Annotated in this window: 18 protein-coding genes and 1 riboswitch; of the genes, 7 read left to right on the top strand and 11 right to left on the bottom strand. The window is 39.2% G+C overall.

Annotated features, from left to right (window positions below):
• Nucleotides 1-114: 114 nt before the first annotated feature.
• Complete coding sequence (locus A6749_RS25310) at nucleotides 115-597, top strand: hypothetical protein (RefSeq protein ID WP_066399098.1); 483 nt, start codon at nucleotides 115-117, stop codon at nucleotides 595-597.
• A 70-nt stretch (nucleotides 598-667) separates the two neighbouring features.
• On the opposite strand, the gene A6749_RS25305 is transcribed toward A6749_RS25310, so the two are convergent.
• The 5 genes from A6749_RS25305 to A6749_RS25285 are packed head-to-tail and all read right to left on the bottom strand — an operon-like array spanning nucleotide 668 to nucleotide 4,873.
• Entirely contained in the window at nucleotides 668-1,609 is a 942-nt protein-coding gene (locus A6749_RS25305; RefSeq protein WP_236719730.1) for a dimethylarginine dimethylaminohydrolase family protein, read from the bottom strand.
• A 19-nt stretch (nucleotides 1,610-1,628) separates the two neighbouring features.
• A complete protein-coding gene (locus tag A6749_RS25300) occupies nucleotides 1,629-2,357 on the bottom strand; it encodes an amino acid ABC transporter ATP-binding protein (protein WP_066399095.1) in 729 nt (242 codons plus the stop codon).
• 40 nt (nucleotides 2,358-2,397) lie between these two features.
• Entirely contained in the window at nucleotides 2,398-3,057 is a 660-nt protein-coding gene (locus A6749_RS25295; protein ID WP_066399093.1) for an amino acid ABC transporter permease, read from the bottom strand.
• Between the two features lie 25 nt (nucleotides 3,058-3,082).
• Nucleotides 3,083-3,904 (bottom strand): transporter substrate-binding domain-containing protein, encoded by an 822-nt coding sequence (locus A6749_RS25290; protein ID WP_066399085.1) that lies wholly within the window; start codon nucleotides 3,902-3,904, stop codon nucleotides 3,083-3,085.
• 24 nt (nucleotides 3,905-3,928) lie between these two features.
• The gene (locus A6749_RS25285) at nucleotides 3,929-4,873 is read right to left on the bottom strand and encodes a dimethylarginine dimethylaminohydrolase family protein (RefSeq protein WP_066399084.1); all 945 of its coding nucleotides are present in this window, start codon (nucleotides 4,871-4,873) and stop codon (nucleotides 3,929-3,931) included.
• A gap of 151 nt (nucleotides 4,874-5,024) precedes the next feature.
• Here A6749_RS25285 and A6749_RS25280 point away from each other — a divergent pair, with 151 nt between their 5' ends.
• Nucleotides 5,025-6,452 (top strand): amidohydrolase family protein, encoded by a 1,428-nt coding sequence (locus tag A6749_RS25280; protein WP_066399081.1) that lies wholly within the window; start codon nucleotides 5,025-5,027, stop codon nucleotides 6,450-6,452.
• A gap of 43 nt (nucleotides 6,453-6,495) precedes the next feature.
• Here A6749_RS25280 and A6749_RS25275 read toward each other — a convergent pair whose 3' ends face one another.
• From A6749_RS25275 to A6749_RS25265, 3 genes are all read right to left on the bottom strand, one after another.
• Nucleotides 6,496-7,608: a TDT family transporter gene (locus tag A6749_RS25275; protein ID WP_066399076.1), complete on the bottom strand. Its 1,113-nt coding sequence runs from the start codon at nucleotides 7,606-7,608 to the stop codon at nucleotides 6,496-6,498.
• 369 nt (nucleotides 7,609-7,977) lie between these two features.
• Nucleotides 7,978-8,199, bottom strand: coding sequence for a hypothetical protein (locus A6749_RS25270; protein ID WP_066399069.1), 222 nt, complete (start codon nucleotides 8,197-8,199; stop codon nucleotides 7,978-7,980).
• A gap of 162 nt (nucleotides 8,200-8,361) precedes the next feature.
• Entirely contained in the window at nucleotides 8,362-10,875 is a 2,514-nt protein-coding gene (locus tag A6749_RS25265; RefSeq protein WP_066399066.1) for a transporter substrate-binding protein, read from the bottom strand.
• 369 nt (nucleotides 10,876-11,244) lie between these two features.
• On the opposite strand from A6749_RS25265, the gene A6749_RS25260 reads away from it, so the two are divergent.
• Both A6749_RS25260 and A6749_RS25255 read left to right on the top strand, forming a co-directional pair.
• Complete coding sequence (locus tag A6749_RS25260) at nucleotides 11,245-11,598, top strand: hypothetical protein (RefSeq protein ID WP_066399063.1); 354 nt, start codon at nucleotides 11,245-11,247, stop codon at nucleotides 11,596-11,598.
• 28 nt (nucleotides 11,599-11,626) lie between these two features.
• On the top strand, nucleotides 11,627-13,924 hold the full coding sequence (locus A6749_RS25255; RefSeq protein ID WP_066399060.1) for a N,N-dimethylformamidase beta subunit family domain-containing protein: 2,298 nt from the start codon (nucleotides 11,627-11,629) through the stop codon (nucleotides 13,922-13,924).
• Between the two features lie 107 nt (nucleotides 13,925-14,031).
• Here A6749_RS25255 and A6749_RS25250 read toward each other — a convergent pair whose 3' ends face one another.
• On the bottom strand, nucleotides 14,032-15,387 hold the full coding sequence (locus tag A6749_RS25250) for an FAD-dependent monooxygenase (protein WP_066399055.1): 1,356 nt from the start codon (nucleotides 15,385-15,387) through the stop codon (nucleotides 14,032-14,034).
• A gap of 116 nt (nucleotides 15,388-15,503) precedes the next feature.
• Here A6749_RS25250 and A6749_RS25245 point away from each other — a divergent pair, with 116 nt between their 5' ends.
• Nucleotides 15,504-16,448 (top strand): carbohydrate kinase family protein, encoded by a 945-nt coding sequence (locus A6749_RS25245; RefSeq protein WP_161487171.1) that lies wholly within the window; start codon nucleotides 15,504-15,506, stop codon nucleotides 16,446-16,448.
• Between the two features lie 31 nt (nucleotides 16,449-16,479).
• On the opposite strand, the gene A6749_RS25240 is transcribed toward A6749_RS25245, so the two are convergent.
• Together A6749_RS25240 and thiC are read right to left on the bottom strand one after the other, a co-directional pair.
• Entirely contained in the window at nucleotides 16,480-16,683 is a 204-nt protein-coding gene (locus A6749_RS25240; RefSeq protein ID WP_084797979.1) for a hypothetical protein, read from the bottom strand.
• The gene (thiC, locus tag A6749_RS25235) at nucleotides 16,658-18,430 is read right to left on the bottom strand and encodes a phosphomethylpyrimidine synthase ThiC (protein WP_066399047.1); all 1,773 of its coding nucleotides are present in this window, start codon (nucleotides 18,428-18,430) and stop codon (nucleotides 16,658-16,660) included. The genes A6749_RS25240 and thiC overlap by 26 nt, the downstream gene beginning before the upstream one ends.
• A gap of 135 nt (nucleotides 18,431-18,565) precedes the next feature.
• Nucleotides 18,566-18,678, bottom strand: a riboswitch (TPP riboswitch).
• A 389-nt stretch (nucleotides 18,679-19,067) separates the two neighbouring features.
• Here thiC and A6749_RS25230 point away from each other — a divergent pair.
• On the top strand, nucleotides 19,068-19,970 hold the full coding sequence (locus A6749_RS25230; RefSeq protein ID WP_066399044.1) for a TIGR01777 family oxidoreductase: 903 nt from the start codon (nucleotides 19,068-19,070) through the stop codon (nucleotides 19,968-19,970).
• Between the two features lie 25 nt (nucleotides 19,971-19,995).
• Nucleotides 19,996-21,015: an alpha/beta hydrolase gene (locus A6749_RS25225; RefSeq protein WP_066399042.1), complete on the top strand. Its 1,020-nt coding sequence runs from the start codon at nucleotides 19,996-19,998 to the stop codon at nucleotides 21,013-21,015.
• Nucleotides 21,016-21,034: the final 19 nt, after the last annotated feature.

The raw sequence follows: 21,034 nt of genomic DNA, 5'->3' as shown, positions 1-21,034 counted from the left end.
ATTTAGTGAGTTCGCGTTCATTCCTGGAAAATCAATGGTTTTGAGCATTTGGATTGCTGTTTATTTTGTTCATAAAAAAATTCTAGGAACCTGGTAAAGTTATTGGAGGAAAACATGTTAACATTCGAAGAAAAACTAGCGATAATTGAAGAATTTTTCGAACTGGAGAGAGTGGATGTTTCTTTAGGAAGGGTTAATTTTCAATATAACGACAGTGCATTTGATAAGAAAAATGTAGTATATCATCTCCATCCAAACGGAAATGGATTCGTCTACGCCGGGCGCTTGACGAATTATGAGACCGATCAAAAAGGGATGGTGAACATCCGTGATTTTTCCGCTAAGGAGTTACAACAAATCCTTAGGGAATCCATCAACAGTTTGTCTGCAGTGGAAAATTCAAGGTCTACCGAAGAGGAAGTGATTATCGGTGACAGCCTTGAAGAACGTTGGACCAATGAATCCAATGAAGTACTGCTGTTAGTAAATGAAGATGAAATATGGAATATTTATTTCGGATTAAATCTTGAGGAAACCTTTGACACCAGGGAAGAGGCTGAGATCTTTTTGGTGGAAGAGGGGTTTAGAAGAGTTTAGTGGAATGATTGGATATGTTATAAATTATTTACCATTAACAAAAAAGGATCGGGCGCAAAGCCCGGTCCTTTTATACTGGATCTCGATTTAAAAATGCCGTCATACAATGAATGGCACCCCAGCCATTTATAATTTCGTCCATCTCAATCTCAATCACTTCGACCCCATGTTCTATAAACAAATTCTTTGATTTTTCATTACCTGATGGCATAACAATTTTACCTGGAGATAAAGCAATAAAGTTTAAACTCATTCCTTGTTTTAGTTCATCAATAAATGGGAGTTCGATTAATTCAATACCTAGATCAAGTAATTGTTTCATGCAATCATAGGTTGTATGCCAAGGAAAAATAACCAGTTTATTAACATCAATCATATTCATATAACCATCAAGATGGATTGATCCATAGGGGATTTGAGTCATTATGATATTTTTCACACCAATATTTCTAAGCTCCCGTTCCACTTGAATGGCACCTGACTCGTTTGAGCGGCTGCCTGTCCCGATAACGACCGTTTCGCGATTTACCCACATGGCACAGGCACCTTCAAAGTAGCCGTCACCATTAATCGTTTTGATAATAGGGACGCCAAGGGACGCCAATGTTCTGGCTACGGCTTTTTCTTCTCCGCGTCTCGCCGGAATAGCGGGGCGGCAAATAATGGCTCCTTCTGGTGTCATAAACATTAAATCCCTCATATATAAAGCATTAGGGCGATCCGTTCGCTGACCTTCTACATAATGAACTTCTACACCATTTAAACGGAACAGATCCGCCAAGGCATCTTGCTGCCTGCGCGCCCGAACAGGGTTCATTGGTGCACGAAAGCGGAAATCAGCGAAATTTTCCTCATTAATGCCTTCAATTTCCAAGCCAGGACGGTGTAAAAGGACAGATCTTAGTGTTCCTACTTCGGAATCACAATACCAATTTCCCCATAAGTCCTTTAATTCCTCAGAAAAATTTGTTTCAGCAGGGAACCATCGTTCACCCTGGACCTTAACTTCCATTATTATGTACCTCCCAATTTTAATGATTAAGTACTTTAGATAGAAATCCTTTCGCACGTTCTGTAGATGGATTTGAGAAAAACTTGTCTGGCGGCGCAACTTCAACGATTTTTCCATCTGCCATAAAAACAATCTGGTCACATATTTCTTTGGCAAAACCCATTTCATGTGTAACTACAATCATTGTCATCCCAGTTTTCGCAAGGCTGCGAATCGCATCCAGCACCTCATTGATCATTTCCGGATCAAGAGCGGATGTTGGTTCATCAAATAGCATAACTTTTGGGTCCATTGCAAGTGCACGGGCAATCGCCACCCTTTGCTGCTGACCGCCGGATAGCTGTGAAGGGTAAGAATCGAACTTAGATCCAAGCCCAAGCATCGAAAGCAGTTCCTTTCCCTTTTTTTCTGCCTTAGCTTTATCCATCTTTTTTACATTGATAGGGGCGATTGTGACATTCTGTAAAGCAGTTAGGAAAGGGTATAGATTAAACGATTGGAACACAAATCCTATTTCAGTACGCGCTGCGTTAATATTCGTCTTTTTATCATGAATGGAAATTCCATCGACAATAATTTCACCTTCATTTATCGGCTCTAAAGCATTAATAGTGCGGATTAGCGTACTTTTACCCGCTCCGCTCGGCCCAATAAGAGCAAAAATTTGTGATTTAGAAACTTCCAGGTTAATATTTTCAAGCACTTTATGATTTCCAAAAGCCTTGTGTACATTTGTTATTGATATCATTTATGTCACTCCTTTAATATCTCATGAAGGGAAGAGTGTATTATTCTGAAACCTGATATTTCTTCTCAAAGTAGCGAATGATTTGTGATAGAGTAAAGGTTATTAAAAAGTAAAGTAGGGCAACAAATGTCCAAACTTCTAGAGATCGGAAAGAGGTAGCTACCAGGTTTTTTGAAACAAGCGTTAAGTCTACTACAGAGATAACCGATACGAGTGATGAATCTTTAATCAAAATAATAAATTGTGAGGCTAGTGGCGGTAATACCTTCCGGAACGCCTGTGGCAGAATGATCAGTCTCATCGCTTGTGAGTACTTCATCCCGGAGGAGCGGGCGGCTTCCATTTGTCCTTTTGGTACCGATTGAATACCGGCACGGACGATTTCAGCAACGAATGCCCCTGAAAATGTAGCCAAACCTAACACGGCTGACCAATAGGGCCCAAGGCTTAAAAATTGTCCTAAAACAAAGAAAATCCATAATAATAATACAAGAAGCGGAATCCCTCTCATCACCTCGATATATGCTGTGGCAATAAACGAAACTAATTTATTCCTAGAAATTCGTAATAAACCTACAATGATTCCTATTGGGATACTAAAAAGGAGAGCTAACGCTGAAATTTCCAGCGTCAGCCATAGCCCCTCTAGGAAAAGCCCTATGTTATTTGGAATAACACTCCAATCTGTTTGATATACCATAGAATAGGCCTCCTAAGATGTTTACTTATTTTTTCTGTTCTACTTCTTTCATCCAATCAACATTTTCAAACCATTTAGCAAAAGATTCTAATTCTTTCGGGCTGCCCTTATATGAAGATACGAATGAGTTAAGCCATTGAACAGTTTCTAAATCATCTTTACGAACAGCAATTCCTAAATTTTCTTTTGAAATAAGGTCATAGACTCCGCGAACGCTACCAGGGTTCATTCCTTCGTAAGAACGAATACCTGGTTCATCATAAATAATACCATCAGCTTGTCCCTGAACAAGTGCCATTGAAGCAGCAGGGAAGTCTTCAAAGTCTTTAACTTCCGCATTTTTGAAAATTTGTTTAGCTAACAAAGCACCGGTTGTACCCAAAGAAACGGCAATTTTCTTACCTGGCTTATCAAGATCTTCCCATGATTTTGTTGTTGTGTCTTTCTTAGGAAGCATTAATACTTGACCTGTACTAAAATAAGGATCAGCAAAACTTACAGATAAGGCACGATCGCCGCGGATGGTCATTCCCGCAATAATCATATCGATTTCACCTGTTTTAAGAGCAGGGATTAAGCCATCAAAACCAAATTGCTTAAATTCTACTTTCACTCCTAATGAATCGGCGATTGCTTTCGCTGTATCAATGTCATAACCAATAAATTCGCCTTTGGTGTTTTTCATTTCAAAAGGAAAATATCCTGGTGCCGTTCCGACAACAAGCTTCTTCGCTTTTAAAACTTTATCAATAGTGGACTGTTGTTTTTCACCAACTGAAGTAGATTGGGTGCAACCAGTCATGATGACCATGATTGAAACTAGTAAAATAGCTAATAATTTTTTCATCTTCCATTCACCTCGCTAGTGTTTTTAGACTGGGTCTCTGTTTAAGAAGGCGGTCATGCAATGAATTGCACCCCAACCCTTTAGAATTTCCGTAACCTCAACTTCGATAACAGTAACTCCAGCATCCTCTAATTTCGCCTTCATTTCCGGGCAATTGGCAGGCATTACAACCTTACCAGGCTCTAATGCGACAAAGTTGATACAAGCATTTGTCTTAATTTCGTCAGTGTTAGTTGCTTCGATAATCTTAAAATCTCTTTCTAGGAAAACTTTTACTACATCATACGGAACCTGCCAAGGGAAGAGCGCTGCAATTTTGCGGTCCGCAATATTGATCAGGCCATCTAAGTGAGCATGTCCATATGGAATTTCAAACGGAACTATGTACTTGACGCCAAGATTCCGTAATTCTGCCTCGACCTGTTCAGCACCACTCTTATTGGCCCGTGATCCAGTACCAATAAGAACCGTTTCCCGGTCGACCCACATTCCACAAGCACCATCAAAAATACCGTCACCGTTGATCGTTTTAATAATTGGAACACCAATTTCGCCCAAAGCTTTGGCTGCATATCGTTCCTCACCGCGGCGGGCAGAAATACCTAGGCGGCAAACAATCGCTCCCTCCGGCGTCATAAACACTTGATCTCTCATAAAAAGAGAGTTCGGGCGCTCTGGATGTGCTTCCTCTACATAATGGACATCAACACCATGGGAGCGGTAAATACCCGCTAATTGGTCATGTTCAGCTCTCGCTTTTTCTACATTCATTGGTGCTTTCCAGCGATATTGGGAGAAGTTTGTTTGTGTTACTCTTTCAATTTCTTTTCCGGGCCTTCTTAATAGAACGGCACGCAATTTTCCAATTTCTGAATCACAATACCAATTCCCCCAAAGGGAAGGCATTTCTGACTGAAATGAATTTTCTGATGGAAACCATCGTTCTCCTTGTATTTTCACTAGACTCATTGACCCACCTCCTTGTATTATAAATATATTAGCATAAAATTCTAAAAATTTTAAAGAGTGTAAAATATTATTCTTCAAAAAATATTTTATTTTTAGAGATTGACAATCAGAATATGGAAATAGTTCCAAAGAATTAGGAGGTATTGCGAATATGAAAGTTGATTTAATTATTAAAAATGGGCTTGTGATGACGATGGAAGGGAGGGGGGTTGGCTTAATTGAAAACGGAGCTGTGGCTATAAAAGGAAATACAATACAGGCGGTGGGTTCAACATTAGAAATTACCCGGGGTTATACAGCGGAGAGAGAGATCGACGCAAAAGATAAGCTGGTTATGCCGGGATTAATCGATGCTCATATTCATACGGGTTTGGCTCTGCTCCGCGGTGTTGCACAAGATATTCATCATTGGATGCAAAAAGGGCTGTGGCCATTTATGAAACATGTAACAATAGAAGATAGTAAAAAAGGATCCATGGTGAATATCATTGAAGGGATTCAAGCTGGAACAACTACTTTTTGTGATTACGATCGTTCGATGAATCATTTGGTGGAAAATTATATAAAAATAGGGGCCCGTGCACGTGTTGCCGAGCTTGTAAATGAAATTCCCGATAATATTGGAGACGTTCCCGTTGGCGAGCTGTATCCTTTTTATACAGAAATAGGGGAACAAAAGCTTTCGAATAATCTTTCGCTGATAGAAAAATACCATGAGAGTGCGAATGGTAGAATTACGTGTATCCTTGGTCCACATGGCCCAGATTTATTAAGTGTGGAACTTCTGAAAGAAATGAAAGGTTTAGCCGAAAAATACAATACCAAGCTTCATATGCATGTTGCCCAAGGTGACCGTGAAATTGATCAAATGGTAAAAAGGTACGGAAAAAGAAGTATTGCTTTCTTGGAAGAACTCGGATATTTAAACGAACGTCTAATTGCAGTCCATTTAACGGAGGCAACCGACCAAGAAACAGAGGTTGTAGCCAAGAGTGGGGCAGGGATGGTCTATTGCTCCGGGAGCATCGGTATCATAGATGGAATGGTTCCGCCCGTATTAAAATTTATTGAAAGTGGGGGAATGGCGGGGTTAGGTTCAGACCAAGCGCCAGGAAATAATTGCAATAATATGTTTAATGAGATGAAATTTGCGGCCATTTTAAATAAAGTTAAGCGTTCAAACCCAACGGTCTTTCCAGCAGCATTATCACTAAGGTTAGCTACCATTGAAGCGGCGAAGGTAATGGGGATGGATCATGAAGTCGGATCTTTAAGGAAAGGAAAGAAAGCTGATATTATCTTAATCAACTTGCTCGAACCGACGCTTTCACCACTATTCGTCGATCCAATTCGAAATATTATTCCTAATCTAGTTTATTCTGCAAGAGGACATGAAGTGGAAACAAGTATCATCGATGGCCAAATCATTATGGAAAACCGCCAAATAACTACAATTGATACTAGAAATGCTATTTTAGAAGCACAGCAGGCAGCAAAAGAAGTAAGCACACGCGCCAAACAAGACATACTCCATGCCAACAGCGAAATGCTTCAAATGATGGAAGAGGGGCTCTTATAGGTTAATCCTTAAAAAAAGGGGTGTCAGGCACCTTGTGAAAATTTCACATGGTGCCTGACACCTTTCCAATGTTTTGGTTGCTGCCAATTTTTTGTGAAGATTTTTTTATTAATTTCAACATATAATCGGCACATAAGATAATTTCGACACTCAAAAGTAGGATGATGATCCATACTCCAATAGATAGGACCGCATGCTTGACTTGTTGAATGATGGAGAAGTGCGGGTGGAAAAAGGATGTGAACGTATAGAACATGGCAAACGTAAATATTCTGCTCCATTGAGTCACATCGTATATAAACAAACCTTTTTTCACTCCAAGAAGCTGGATCCGCCTAACCAATCTATAAACTTCAATCGATTCAACCGCTAAAAACATAGCAGCTGACAACCACCAAATCGTTCGTATTATTTCAAAAGGGACAACCGCTGACATCATACAGGCGATTCCTGAAATGGATAATGCACCATGCACAATACAGTTTGTGTTGTTCCAATCGGCTTCAATTGACCAGGAAGTCGTTCCATAACGATAAAAAATGATAAAAACAGAAAGTAAATAAAAGCCAAAACCGATAAACAGAAATGAAAGGGTGGCGGAAATCGGAAAATTTTTAAATACTGTAGTCATTAAAAGGACAATCGATTGCGTACTGACGGTTGTCAAAAGTATAATGCCGTGCACTTTTCCATATAATTTTGTCCGGTAGATTTCAATAAATGTTTTTAAACTTATTCCGATATATGTAACCCACAACAAAATATTTAGGAAAGTTATGACTTCAGAAATCGTTCGCCATTCCACAAATTGTTTATACAGTATAATCCCGCATATCGATGTTCCGGCAACCCAAGTTCCAATGCCAAAACGATTGATCTGATTTGTGTAATGAAGCTTTTTAAATCTGCCATTAATGAATGCTATGAAAAAAGATTCAATAAAAGCGATCCAGATGGAAAGATTACAAATACTAAGAATTTTTCCGAAGCTGCTGTGAAAAAAACGAACACCAAAATGATTAAGAAGGACACCTTCTGTAAAAATTCCAAATGCCATTACAGCAGCCATCGTGGAGGTTTGGATATAGATTTTTTTATAAAAGAAAAGCCAGCCTATACCTACCGCTAAAATCAACAAAAGCCAGAAATAAAACACAACCCATCACCTTTTAAATTAAAATAACTATTAGATTATATCATATATAAAGGGGATGGTGCCTGACACCTTTTCAGGTTTTTAAAAAAAGGTCAGACCCCTGCAAGTTAATGGATTAACCTGCTGAAGCCTGACCTTTTTTTATTCTACAGCTTGCTGGTTTGTTTGTAAGTTCTTGTGGATATATGACACCTTTTTCCATGTACTCTCGTTAAAAAAACTGTCTTTCCCGAAGGAGAACATAAGACCATTGGAAACAGATTATAGCAGACATATTGCTCTAGCATTACCTTCACTAAATGAAGCATCCCGCCTCGTTCAATTATTAATACAAAATACAAAAGAGCTATTTGATTAAATGGTACCCTTTTATCTTTTTTTGCTCTTGTTATCCTTCGCTGATGCTAGTTGAACCTTTTTCACCTGTTCAAAAACAACATGTACGTGGTAAACATTTTCTTTAACTTTCTCAACATTTGTCACTTTTCCTTTGCGGCCTTTAATTCGGATATTTTCATCGACGGAAGGAATTTGTTTAACCAGCTGGCTTAAAACAACCGTTTTATTTTCGAGAAAGTGAATGACAACCATTTTCGATTCTCCCCTCAAAATTCTAATACGTAAACACGAAGGGTGAGGCGTTTCATTTAAAGAACTCACCCTATATGTTTAAAATATTGATTAATTGGCAGTTTTAGACCATGAAAAGGCACCATTCGTTTATTGAATGGTGCTAGGCTTAGAATAATTTTTTTACGTCTGAATTTGGTAATCTTTCAGCTTCTTATAAAGGGTTGTCCGTGATATTCCAAGCTCCTTTGCAGTTTTTGAAATATTGCCGCGGTTGTTCATTAAAGCATTAAGATAAAAATCTCGTTCTGTTTCATAATTAATTTCCTTAATATCATGAATGCTTTTTATCGAAAGATTAAAGGAATCATTCTGGTTCAATACCGGCCTTTTCGAATATTCAATTATTTCTTGAGGTAAATGCTCTGGTAAGATGGTCACGGATGGTCCCGACAAATAAGACGCTCTTTCAATCGCATTACATAATTCCCGAATGTTCCCTGGCCAATTGTATTGCTTCAAAATGCTGAGGGTTTCTTTAGAAAGCACCTTTTCTTGACCTGTTAATCCCTTAAATTCATACAAATAATAGCTGCATAATGCGCTAATATCATCTATTCTTAGGCGAAGTGGAGCTAGTTCAATGGTAAAGACATTTAATCGATAAAATAAATCACTTCTAAAAGAGCCATTAAAGGCAATTTCCTGTGACAGATTCTTGTTGGTTGCTGCAATTATACGTACATCTAAAGGGATTGATTGGTGACCGCCTATGCGTACTACTTCTTTCTCCTGTAAGGTCCTTAAAAGCGAAGATTGCAATTCAATTGGCATATCCCCAATTTCATCCAGAAAAAGCGTTCCTCCGTTAGCGATTTCAAATTTTCCCGGGCTGCCTCCTTTTTTTGCTCCGGTAAAGGCACCATCTACATATCCAAAGAGCTCAGAATTGATTAATTCTTTAGGAATTGCGGCACAATTTACAGCAATAAATGGTTTGTGTTTTCGCGGACTTTCATTATGAATAGCCCGTGCAAACAGTTCTTTCCCAGTCCCGCTTTCTCCAAGCAAAAGAGTGTTGGCTTGAATGTTTGCTGCAGTTCGGGCAAGCTGTACAGATTTTAAAAATAATTCATTTGATCCAATTAAATCATAGGTTGTTATATTACTCCTCTTATTAAAAGAATAACGGTGTAAGGGACGGGGAAGAGATTTGAAATAAACAAAGTATAACGAATTTTTCCTTTTAATATTGATTTCAAAACTTTCTTCTTTATCATCTCGTCTTAAGATCCACTCTGTTTTGTTACCAATTTCAAAAGTAAGTTCTTGTAAAACCGATTCAACAAGTTTGGCTTTGCGCTTTTTTAACATTAAAGCATTTTGATTGAGATAGCAGATTTCCCCATTTTTAATAATCAGTAAACTATCCTGCTGCCCATTAGTTAATCCTTCAAATGCGTCAGTAATCAAGTCAAAGTAGGATATTAAAATCGGATGCCTTTTTAGATTTTCGTTTAATTCAGAGAAAAAGGGAAGATGCAGTATGATTTTATTTTCCAAATTTTCTCCTGTTAATACCATGTTTTCCTGATTATTTCTAGATGAAGATTCAATTTCTAAGAATGGAATAGGAGAAATTATTTGATCTGATTCCCATATTATAGTAAATTGACCAGCTGCATTGACTTTTCCAATACGTGAATTTAGCCAAACATGCTGATTTATATGGTCGACCATAATCTTTCCTTGCGGTGCTTCAAAGGATAGTCCAGCTAAAGCTTGGCGAATGGATTCTGTTTTTGGAGAAGAACTTTTTTTCAAGGCCTCTGCAAGAAGAAAAACACTATTATAGGCACTTTCCATGACCGAGCTGACGGTATCGGTTCCATAGAGTCTTTTGAATTCCATTAGAAACTTTCTATTTTGTGCCGTATCAATTGAATTAAAGTATGAGAAACAAGAGTAATAGTCTATCTTCCCATTAGGGTTAATTGCTTCAATTTCTGTTTCACCTGTTACGTTACTTGCAATCGCCTGCGGAAGTCCAAGCTCTTCATGCTGCTGATAATAGTTAATCGTACTGTCACCAACTAATGTTGAAAAAATAATATCCGGGTTCGTACTTCGAATTTCATTTAATTGCTTGTGAAAATATTGGCTTCCTAATGGTACATAATGTTCCCCATAAATAGAACCACCGTTCTCCTGTACTAACCGACGGATGATTTTATTGATTTCCCGTGGGTAAATATAATCTGACCCTAACAGGTAAAATGATGTTCCTACATTGTGAAGGAGCCAAGGAATAAAATCTATTAGCTGCTGATTGGGTGTTGAATTGCTATAGAATATGTTAGGATGCTGTTCACCACCTTCATTAATGGTAGGATAGAATAATAGAATATTATGTTTCTCTAAAATTGGAATGACACTTTTTCTACATGCCGCAGTATAACAGCCAATAATGGCTGTTACTTGGTCTCTAATTACCATTTTTTCAGCCTTCTGGTATGTAATTTCAGGGTCAGAACCGGCATCCTCCACAATTGGAATCAGCATTTTGCCATTGATTCCACCTCTATCATTTATATGACGAATCGCTAATAAACAGGCTTGATATTGCCCTATTTCCGTAATACTAGTCGTACCTGTCAAAGAAAAGAGGATTCCTACTTTTAGCTCTTGTTTCTTCAATGGACATACACTCCTTCCCAAGGAAAAATAATTGTTCTGAATTTGTTCACTACACAATTTTACAATTGAACAATGCGTTTACAGAATACTGGACAAAAAGTGAACAAGTTTACTCCAGGTTATTAAATATAGGATCAGGATATTTTTAAATTAAATATTTTAAGTATAGTCATAAATGCTGTAAACAACATCTCTGTAGTATATTCTTCACACATATATCAAAACCCTTTGTTCTTTATCTATAATCCTGGCATGAATGTTGCATTAGTTAAAGATGAGGTAACTAAAGGCAATGGAAGGGAGCGAATGAGAATAAAAAAGTAAACGACTTTTCATAAAAGGACTTAAACTAAAAGGAGGGTTTATTAAATGAATGAGCAAGCTAAAAAGGTTTATATGGAAAAAGACCGATACATCCTTGAGAACAACATTAAGCCTCTTATTACGGAAGATCTTATAGAAGAGCATAGGCTAAATCCTGTTGGTAAACATAGCATGGAACTTGATTTGGTGTTGAATTTCTTAAGAAGAAACCATGAAGTTATTGAAGGAAAAGACCTCATAATTTGTACAAAGCCTCATCAGGAGTGGTGTTTAGGACAACACCCAGGGAAACGGGGCGTTCCATATATCGTGTTTGAAAAAGAGAGCTTTGGTACCAGGGAAGAAGCGGAACATGCTTTATTCCTTAAACGTTTGCGAAAACACGGTTTAATAGATTAATAAAAACTATTTTAAGGAGTGTAGTTATATGGCCATTACCGGTTATACAAGTCAATTAAGTGTGCAGCCAGGTGAAAAAATTAAATTTATGGTAAGTAGTGACCACCCATCTTATAAGACAAATATCGTTCACCTCATCCATGGAGATTCTAATCCAGAGGGACCAGGGGTAAAAATTCATAAGGTTGATGCAGATGTAAATAGAGAATATGTTGGCCGAAAGCAGGCTATACATATGGGCTCTTACGTGAAATTTGATGATCAGTCCAAATTTGAAAGCGTTACCAGTTTCTCGCTACAGGCTATGATTTTCCCAACTACTCCAGAGCTTGGTGTACAAGGAATTTTGACAAAATGGTCTCCTAATCAAAATTCCGGGTACGGACTTTTCATCGATGAAAATGGATGTCTCGCTTTATGGATTGGGGATAGTGAGGGCAGGGTTGAAAAGTTAAGCACAGAAAAGCCGCTGTCAGCGAGCACATGGTATTTTGTTGGAGCAACCTTCGATGCTAAAAATGGAAAAATGAACATTTTCCAGGAACCAATTATTAGTAAAACAAATGGCAGATTCTCATTACCGTTTGGCACTGATGATATGTATGCTAACAATGAAAAATTGACAGCTGTTCAGCCAAATGCCAAGGTTGATGCTCCTTTCTTAATTGCAAGTATCTTTTCAAATGCAAACGGTCAACACAAAGTAATTAACCGTTATAACGGAAAAATTGACCGTCCGCGTGTGGCGAATGAACCATTAGCAAAAGATGAAATGAGATCATGGATTGAAAATCCTACGGGTAATCGTATAGTGGCGGCTTGGGATTTTTCAAAAGGAATTACTAAGAAAGGGATTCTTGAGCTTGAAAAGGTCTATGATCTCAGTCCAAATCAAATTCATGGAGAAACGGTTAACCATCCAGCCAGAGCGATGACAGGCTATAACTGGACATCTGAAGAGCAAAACTTTACGCATGCACCGGAACAATATGGAGCGATTCATTTCCATGACGATGATATGACAGATGCTAAGTGGGATGTTGACTTTGAATGGACTGTACCTTCTAACTTAAAGAGCGGCGTTTATGCGGCACATGTGCAAGCTGGCGAGGAGCAGGATTATATTGTCTTCTTCGTACGCCCAAAGAAGGGCCAGCCAACTGCTAAAACAGTTCTTATTATTCCAACTGCCAGTTATTTAGCGTATGCAAATAATCGTTTCCAGGATATCCCACTTGCCCAGCTGATGTTTGGCCGAGCACCTGTTGTTCAGCAGGAAGATATGTATCTTGGAGAACACGCAGAATATGGATTATCAACATATGACCATCACAATGATGGAACCGGGGTTTGCTTCTCATCAAGCTTACGTCCAATTTTGAATATGAGACCTTTGTATCGTCATAACCTTTCACCTTCCCTATGGCAGTTCAATGCAGACTTGCATTTAATTGACTGGTTAACAGAAAAAGGCTTTGAATTTGATGTAATTACTGATCAGGATTTACACTTTGAAGGCTATGATTTGCTAAGTCAGTACCGTGTGGCTCTCACTGGATCTCACCCTGAATATTTCTCTGGTCCAATGTTAGACGGTGTTGAAGATTTCCAAGCGAACGGCGGCCGTTTTATGTACATGGGCTCTAACGGCTTTTATTGGGTTGTGACTTTTGATCCGAAGAATCCTAGCCTGATGGAAGTTCGTAAAAACTACGGTAATCAAGGCTGGAAGTCTAAACCAGGCGAAATTCACTTAAGTATAACCGGCGAGCAAGGAAGTATTTGGAAACACCGCGGGCGTGCCCCTCAAAAAATTTGTGGTGTTGGTTATGTGGCTGAAGGGTTCGAGGTTTCTTCTTATTACCGCAGAACTGAAGACAGTTTTGATCCTTGCGTTGATTGGATTTTTGAAGGAATTGAAAATGATGAAAAAATTGGTGATTTCGGTCTAGTCGGCGGAGGTGCAGCTGGACTTGAGCTGGATATTTATGATGAGGAGCTCGGAACACCGCCGCATGCTGTGATTGTCGCTTCATCTGAGGGTCATACGAACGTTTATGTGCCAGTTGCAGAGGAATTATACTTCAATATTCCTGGCTTAGGCGGGCAGGAGAATCCTCGCGTGAGGGCAGATATGGTATATTATCCAACTCCAAATGGAGGAGGAGTATTCTCAACAGCCTCTATTGCTTACTGCGGGAGCTTATCTCATAATAACTATGATAACAACATCTCACGATTGACAGAGAACGTCCTAAAGCGTTTCTTATCGGAAGAGCCGCTTCCAATGACGAATAAGGATAACAAGGTAGAAGCCTTTAGTTAAAGTGAAAGCTTGTAGGATTTGTTTAGCAGCAAATTCTGCAAGCTTTTTTTCTTGATAGTCAGAAATCTACTCGGTATATTCTTTCGATAAGCTTTAGTTTTTCACCATCATTTTTGACGTGATGAAGCAGAAGAACCATCCACATTCTTCTTCAATACGTTCTTAATGATTTTGGGATGCATGAGGGTGGTCATTGGACTGACAAGGTTCATAACTTTGACGAAAGAGTTATAGATTTCTTGTTTCTCCGCGGATAGGAGAAAAATATGTTTTGCATACCATTGTAGAAAGGGCAGCCCTAAAGGCTTTTTACCAATTGTTTCTGAATAACGGAAGTCTTCTGTTATGACCATATTCCAAATAGGGCCAATTATTTTTGCAGCCTTTTTATGAAATTCAAAAGTTATAGACTTATATGGTTTCTGAAATAGTTTTTGGAGTGCAAGCGCTTCTAACACTGCAATACTCATCCCTTGGCCAAAAACAGGATCAATCCTGCAAATGGTGTCCCCAATCAACAAAAGTCCTTCCGGTAGATGCTTCACTTTATCCAATCGTCTCCACGTAATGTGCGGGACTCGATAAATTGAAGTTTCAGTTAATGGTGTGGCACCTTCAATTTCTTTATAGATATCTAGTTTTGGTAATTTTTCAGCTAGGTCAAGAAAGCCTTGATTACTTTTTATGACTTCTTTTTCATTGATCTCGTTATGGTAGCCGCTAATGGTGACCATATAACGATTTCCTTCTACGCGCGAGATTGTGCCTCCTATTTTTTCATGTGGCGGGTTCGGATAGAGTATCTTAATTGTCCAATCTCTGTTCTTGTTTTCATTTATTTGATATGTTTTAGTGAAATAGCTTAAACCAATTTTCACTTTTTCTTCTGGAATATGTACCTGTCTCTTGTTAAACCATCCGTATGAAAAACTGCTTGTACCACTGGCATCCACAACCAGATCTGCTTTTAATTTTTGCAGAGAGCCTCTGCTATCTTGGAACACAACACCAAGAACACGATTTTGTTCCTCATTAAAATGATAGTTTTGAACTAGCTTCTCATATTTAATCGTTATATTTGGTATTCTATTAATATATTGTTCGATGTGCCATTCTAAATGAGGGCGGGTTTGCAAAATGGTTCTATAGTCGCCATCGAATCGAATTTTCCATACCCCATGATGGTACCAGGCAAGTTCATGTGTAGAATTAATTTTAACTGCTCCACTGGAAAGAAATTTCTCTGTAATGCCAGGGAAAAGTTCTTCTAGACCATTTTGACCCGCAAGGAGAAGGGCATGTAAATGTTTCCCCTGCAGCGCACCTTTTCTAGGAACTGGTTCCTCTGTTTTGGAGTCACGTTCTAAAATAATCACTTCCTGAAAAGAATCAGAAAGCACCCGAGCTGCTAGTTTACCAGCGATTCCGCCGCCGATGATAATGGCTTTTTGATATTTGTGCAAGGATTTCCCTCCATTACTAGTATGAAAATAATATTTATTATACAATTTAGTGGTTATCTTATGAAGATTTATCAATTAAGGAAGCAAATAACATGCTTACTTTCGGGAGGAACATCTTGGAACAACAAGGAATCATATCATTAGGAGAAGCATTTGTCGATTTTATTTCAGTTGATCGATCAAATACAAAATACCAGCAGTACTTAGGCGGAGCTACCGTTAATCTTGCTGTGGGGGCGAGAAGACTTGGAATCCCTGTCCATTATTTATGTAAGTTAGGTAAGGATGACATCAGCAGATTTGTGGAACAGGAATTAATGCTAGAAAAGGTTAGTCTTGAATACGCTGTTCAAAATGCAACGAAAAAAATATGCTGTGTCTATGTTCATTTGAATGAAGAAGGGGATCGCTATTTTCATTCTTATGTAAATCCCACACCTGATGAAGTATTAACGGCAGAGGAATTAAGCCAGACGATATTCCAGCAGGCCAAGATTTTTTATTTTGCTTCGGGAACTCTTTTTCATGAAAAAGAAAACAAGACGACCGAGCTAGCATTAAACTATGCGAGGGCTGCTGACCATATCATAGCTTTTGATGCCAATATTCGTCTAAAGCGATGGAAAAGCGAGAACCATTGTCGTCAAACCGTTCTTTCGTTCATAAAAAAGGCGGATATTGTCAAACTAGCTGAAGATGAGCTGTTATTTTTAACAGAAACTGATTCACTTGAGGCAGGGCTAGAAACAATAGCTAAACAAAACATTCCCTATCTGTTTGTCACATTGGGAAGTGAGGGTGGATGCGCCGTCATGAATGGGAATAAAGTGTTTGTTCCAGCTCCCCAGGTAAATGCTGTCGATACGACAGGAGCGGGGGATGCTTTTATGGCTGCTGTTCTATATTGTTTTCATGAATTTGGAAAACCTGCTAAACCATCACGATTAAAAGAATACCTCGAATTCGCGAACCAAATAGGGGCTGCAGCAACAACGCAAATCGGATCTTTAACATCAAAAATGGATATAGACAGATTAAAGCAACTACTAGAAAAAGAATAAATCCCCAAAATCTTGGGGATTTACTTTCAAATTAATAATACGTACTTTCGGAGAAACCGCATTTTTGGCATGTTCTCATGACTGGGGTCTCCAAAAAAATGTGCCTGCAATTCTGCTGAATCGTTTCAATTCGTCCTTTCAATTGTTGAATCTTTTCTTGGAGCAGAACTATTTCAGATGTTAATAGTCTAATATCTTGGCCATTTTCATCAGCGATAAATTCGAGATCCATCATGAACGAATTCCTCCGCTTTTTTCTTCATGCCTTCTTTAATCGACCATTCCTCACTCGATCCATCTTCTCGGGCCATCCCGCGGATATCATGAGAAATTCTCATCGAACAAAATTTAGGTCCGCACATTGAACAGAAGTGGGCAGTTTTTGCGCCTTCTGCCGGTAAGGTTTCATCATGATAGTCCCGAGCTCGCTCCGGATCCAATGACAAATTAAATTGATCCTCCCAGCGGAATTCAAAGCGTGCCTTTGATAAAGCGTTGTCCCTAATTTGTGCACCAGGATGACCTTTCGCTAAATCTGCTGCATGGGCGGCAATTTTATATGTGATAACACCTTCCCGGACATCGTCTTTGTTTGGCAGGCCGAGATGTTCTTTCGGTGTAACATAGCAAAGCATTGCCGTGCCAAACCAGCCAATCATCGCCGCGCCAATTGCCGAAGTAATATGATCATAGCCCGGAGCAATGTCGGTCGTTAACGGCCCTAATGTATAAAAAGGAGCTTCCTTACAAATCTCCATTTGCTTGTCGACATTTTCCTTAATCAGATGCATTGGCACATGTCCAGGACCCTCAATCATTACTTGAACATCATGCTTCCAAGCGATTTCTGTTAATTCTCCTAATGTTTCTAGCTCGGCAAACTGTGCTTCATCATTGGCATCAGCAATGCTGCCCGGGCGTAAGCCATCGCCAAGGGAGACCGAAATATCATATTGTTTTAGAATCTCACAAATTTCTTCAAAATGCGTGTAAAGGAAGCTTTCTTGATGATGGGCTAAACACCACTGGGCCATAATTGAGCCGCCGCGGGAAACAATCCCAGTTGTCCGATGAATAGTTAACGGAATATACCTTAGCAGGACGCCGGCATGGATGGTAAAATAATCAACACCTTGCTCTGCCTGTTCAATCAACGTGTCACGGTATACTTCCCATGTTAAGTTTTCAGCAATGCCATTGACTTTTTCCAGCGCCTGATAAATTGGTACGGTGCCAACAGGAACAGGGGAGTTCCGAATAATCCATTCCCTTGTTGTATGAATATTTTTTCCGGTGGATAAGTCCATGATGGTATCCGCACCCCAGCGTGTCGCCCACGTCATTTTTTCAACTTCCTGCTCAATAGACGAAGTTACCGCCGAGTTTCCGATATTCGCATTTATTTTCACATGAAAGTTTCGTCCGATAATCATCGGTTCGCTTTCAGGATGATTGATGTTAGCCGGGATAATCGCTCTTCCAAGGGCAACCTCGCTGCGAACAAATTCTGGATCAAGGTTTTCACGGATAGCGATATACTCCATTTCGGGTGTGATGAAACCTTTTTTGGCATAATGCATTTGTGTTACATTGCGGCCTTTTCGCGCACGAAGCGGCATTTTGTTGATATGAGGGAACCACTCTGAATTCGCCCGCTGGTCACCTTCAGAAAAGCCGTTGTCCCTTGGCTTAATTTCTCTCCCCGCATAGGTTTCAACGTCATCTCGTTCGAGAATCCATTTTTTTCGTAAAGTAGGGAGACCGATTCGAATGTCGACCTGGTAATCTGAGTCTGTGTATGGACCACTTGTATCATAAACCCTGACTGGTGCATTATCTTCTTCACCAAAGGATGTGACGGTCCGGTTTAATTGAATCTCTCGCATCGGAACCTGGATATCTGGCCGTGAACCCACCACATATACTTTCTTGCTCCCGGTGAATTGTGACTTCAACTCAATGTTCATTTCTTTTTGCTGCATCTCTGTTTTCCTCCTTTAATAAATGGTTTTGATCCAGAGGTGTGCAGCATAGGCCGACAAATAAAAAAGGTCCTGTGTCAAGACACAGAACCTGATTGTTCGTCAAAAAGTAGTGGCGCGAGAATTTGTGTTAACCGCCATTGATAACTACTTCCCTACGCTGGTATGATCCAGATCAGGTTCAAAGGGTCAAAGAAATTAAGCATTCTTCTCTCAGTCCAAGCCATCGGACTCCCCTAGTAGAGCGTTAAAGTATTAAATTTGTAACTTACTACCATAAACTTATCATAAAAATTACCAACAAGAAAGACTTTTTTTCATCAAAAAATAAAAATGCTCATTTTTACCTATTTCTAAAATACTAAAATTTTTCGATTCAATACTTATGAATTTGGATAATTTTGAATTATACTATTATTAAAAGAGCTATTGCCCGCAAACAGTTGAAATAGTAGGAGATGGTAAAAAGAAGCAGGTTCTATTAACCGTGGCTAGTGAAATTTGTGGCATTCAGTAAAAAGAAGCCAGTTCTACTGCCCGCTGCCAGCGAAATAAGAGGTGGACGGTAAAAATAACAGCATAATTTTACTCGAAAACTAAAAAATACGATGCCAACGGTAAAAAAAGGGGGAAGAAAATGAGAATAGTCATCGCCGGTGGTTCAGGATTTATCGGCCAAAAATTAACCCAATATCTAATAGATAAAGGGTACGAAATAGTTATATTAACAAGAAAAACTAAGCAGCCTTCAGACAAGATAACGTATGTTAAGTGGCTTGAAAAAGGCACTTCACCTGAACATGAAATTAAAACTGCCAATGCGTTTATAAACCTCGCAGGTGTTTCGATTAACGACGGGAGATGGACTAAAAAACATCAAAAGCAAATTTACGAAAGCAGAATGGAGGCAACCGAAGAACTTCTAAGAATTATTAAAGCATTGCCCGAGAAGCCATCGGTATTGATTAATGCCAGTGCCATCGGTATTTACCCGGCCTCCAACCATCAAAAATACACAGAAAAATCACCAAAAATCGCAAATGATTTTCTTGGAAAAACGGTTTCCGACTGGGAAACCAAAGCGAAACAGGTTGAGACACTTTCCACACGTGCCGTCATGATGAGATTTGGAGTAGTACTTGGGAACGAAGGTGGAGCGCTTCCTCTAATGGCACTGCCATATAAATTGTTTGCCGGAGGTACGGTTGGCTCAGGCAATCAATGGGTGTCATGGGTCCATGTAACAGATGTAGTCCGGGCCATCGCGTTCGCAATTGAAAACCCCAAAATAGCCGGACCTGTCAATGTCACTGCACCGGCCCCTGTCCGAATGAAGGACTTCGGTAAAACCATAGCTTCAGTATTAAGCCGTCCGCACTGGTTGCCAGTACCCACAGTTGCAATGAAACTGGCACTTGGGCAAAAAAGTACGCTTGTACTGGAAGGGCAGCACGTTGTCCCTGAAATTCTTTTGGAACAAGGATTTGAATTCCAGTACCCAACACTTCGGACTGCGCTGAAGGACTTATTTCTTAAATAAAAATTGTCGAAAAGAGTGATCACCTATGAAGCTGTTTTCAAGAAAGCCCAATTTTATAATTTCAGAAAAAGGGATTAGTTCAATCGAAACCCTCGTAATTGGGGGAACACAGCAATCCATCCTCATCCAAGCAGAAGATCCCGCAAATCCAATATTATTAATGCTCCACGGCGGTCCCAGCATGCCTGTTCCGGGGCTTTCTAACCGCGGACAAGACTATGCTTTAGTAACGTGCACAAAGCAATTGGTCAAGCATTTTACTCTAGTTTTCTGGGACCAACGGGGAACAGGCAAATCCTATTCCAAACAGATTCCTAGCGAAACGATGCATTTAAACCAATTTATCAGTGATGCTAATGAATTAACAGATTACCTGCTCACACGTTTTAAACAGCTCAAATTACATTTAGCAGCCCATTCTTGGGGGACAGTTATTGGGCTTTCGCTTGTGAAACAATTTCCTGAAAAGTTTTACTCCTATACTGCTTTTTCACAAATTACTAACTGGGTTGAAAATGATAAACTCTGTTACCAATGGGTATTAGAACGTGCAAAGGAAACCAGCAATCAAAAGGCTATAAAAGAATTAACAGAAGTCGGACCGCCGCCATATTTAAAAGGCTTCAACCAATGGGGTGTTTTAAGAAAATGGTTATTAAAATATAAATCTATGGTGTACGATGCGGGAGATAAAGGATCTGCGACCTATGCAAAAGCAGCCAAAATCATGTTTACCTCACCAGATTATTCTTTTGTGAATATTTACCATTCATTAGTTTCAGGTTTTAAACTGTCCTATACAGAACAAATGATTCAAGACCTAAACGGGTTCAATTTCTTTACAAATGTCCCTAAAGTAGAAATTCCTGTATATTTCATTCATGGTGAAAGAGAAACGCATGTTTTTCCAGAACTACTTCAAAGGTATTTCGATCAATTAGAGGCACCTAGCAAGAAATTATTTTGGTCAAAAAAGTCCTCGCATGCTTTTCATTTTAATGATGCAGAGGAGAACGAGCAAATTCTGATTAAGAATTTAGTGTAATAAAATAATAAATTAATAA

This window comes from Neobacillus mesonae, assembly GCF_001636315.1.
GTDB lineage: Bacteria > Bacillota > Bacilli > Bacillales > Cytobacillaceae > Neobacillus > Neobacillus mesonae.
Note: the sequence above shows the minus strand (reverse complement) of the source record. Positions and strands in the feature narration are given on the sequence as shown.

Bases quoted from the DNA above. Each gene is read 5' to 3' on its own strand.
- A6749_RS25240 (WP_084797979.1), bottom strand. From the start codon at position 16,683: ATGATGGATCTCGAATTTATCGCTGATGAAAATGGCCAAGATATTAGA.
- A6749_RS25310 (WP_066399098.1), top strand. From the start codon at position 115: ATGTTAACATTCGAAGAAAAACTAGCGATAATTGAAGAATTTTTCGAA.
- A6749_RS25300 (WP_066399095.1), bottom strand. From the start codon at position 2,357: ATGATATCAATAACAAATGTACACAAGGCTTTTGGAAATCATAAAGTG.
- A6749_RS25225 (WP_066399042.1), top strand. From the start codon at position 19,996: ATGAAGCTGTTTTCAAGAAAGCCCAATTTTATAATTTCAGAAAAAGGG.
- A6749_RS25270 (WP_066399069.1), bottom strand. From the start codon at position 8,199: ATGGTTGTCATTCACTTTCTCGAAAATAAAACGGTTGTTTTAAGCCAG.
- A6749_RS25230 (WP_066399044.1), top strand. From the start codon at position 19,068: ATGAGAATAGTCATCGCCGGTGGTTCAGGATTTATCGGCCAAAAATTA.
- A6749_RS25285 (WP_066399084.1), bottom strand. From the start codon at position 4,873: ATGAGTCTAGTGAAAATACAAGGAGAACGATGGTTTCCATCAGAAAAT.
- A6749_RS25260 (WP_066399063.1), top strand. From the start codon at position 11,245: ATGAATGAGCAAGCTAAAAAGGTTTATATGGAAAAAGACCGATACATC.
- A6749_RS25290 (WP_066399085.1), bottom strand. From the start codon at position 3,904: ATGAAAAAATTATTAGCTATTTTACTAGTTTCAATCATGGTCATCATG.
- A6749_RS25255 (WP_066399060.1), top strand. From the start codon at position 11,627: ATGGCCATTACCGGTTATACAAGTCAATTAAGTGTGCAGCCAGGTGAA.
- A6749_RS25295 (WP_066399093.1), bottom strand. From the start codon at position 3,057: ATGGTATATCAAACAGATTGGAGTGTTATTCCAAATAACATAGGGCTT.
- thiC (WP_066399047.1), bottom strand. From the start codon at position 18,430: ATGCAGCAAAAAGAAATGAACATTGAGTTGAAGTCACAATTCACCGGG.
- A6749_RS25280 (WP_066399081.1), top strand. From the start codon at position 5,025: ATGAAAGTTGATTTAATTATTAAAAATGGGCTTGTGATGACGATGGAA.
- A6749_RS25305 (WP_236719730.1), bottom strand. From the start codon at position 1,609: ATGGAAGTTAAGGTCCAGGGTGAACGATGGTTCCCTGCTGAAACAAAT.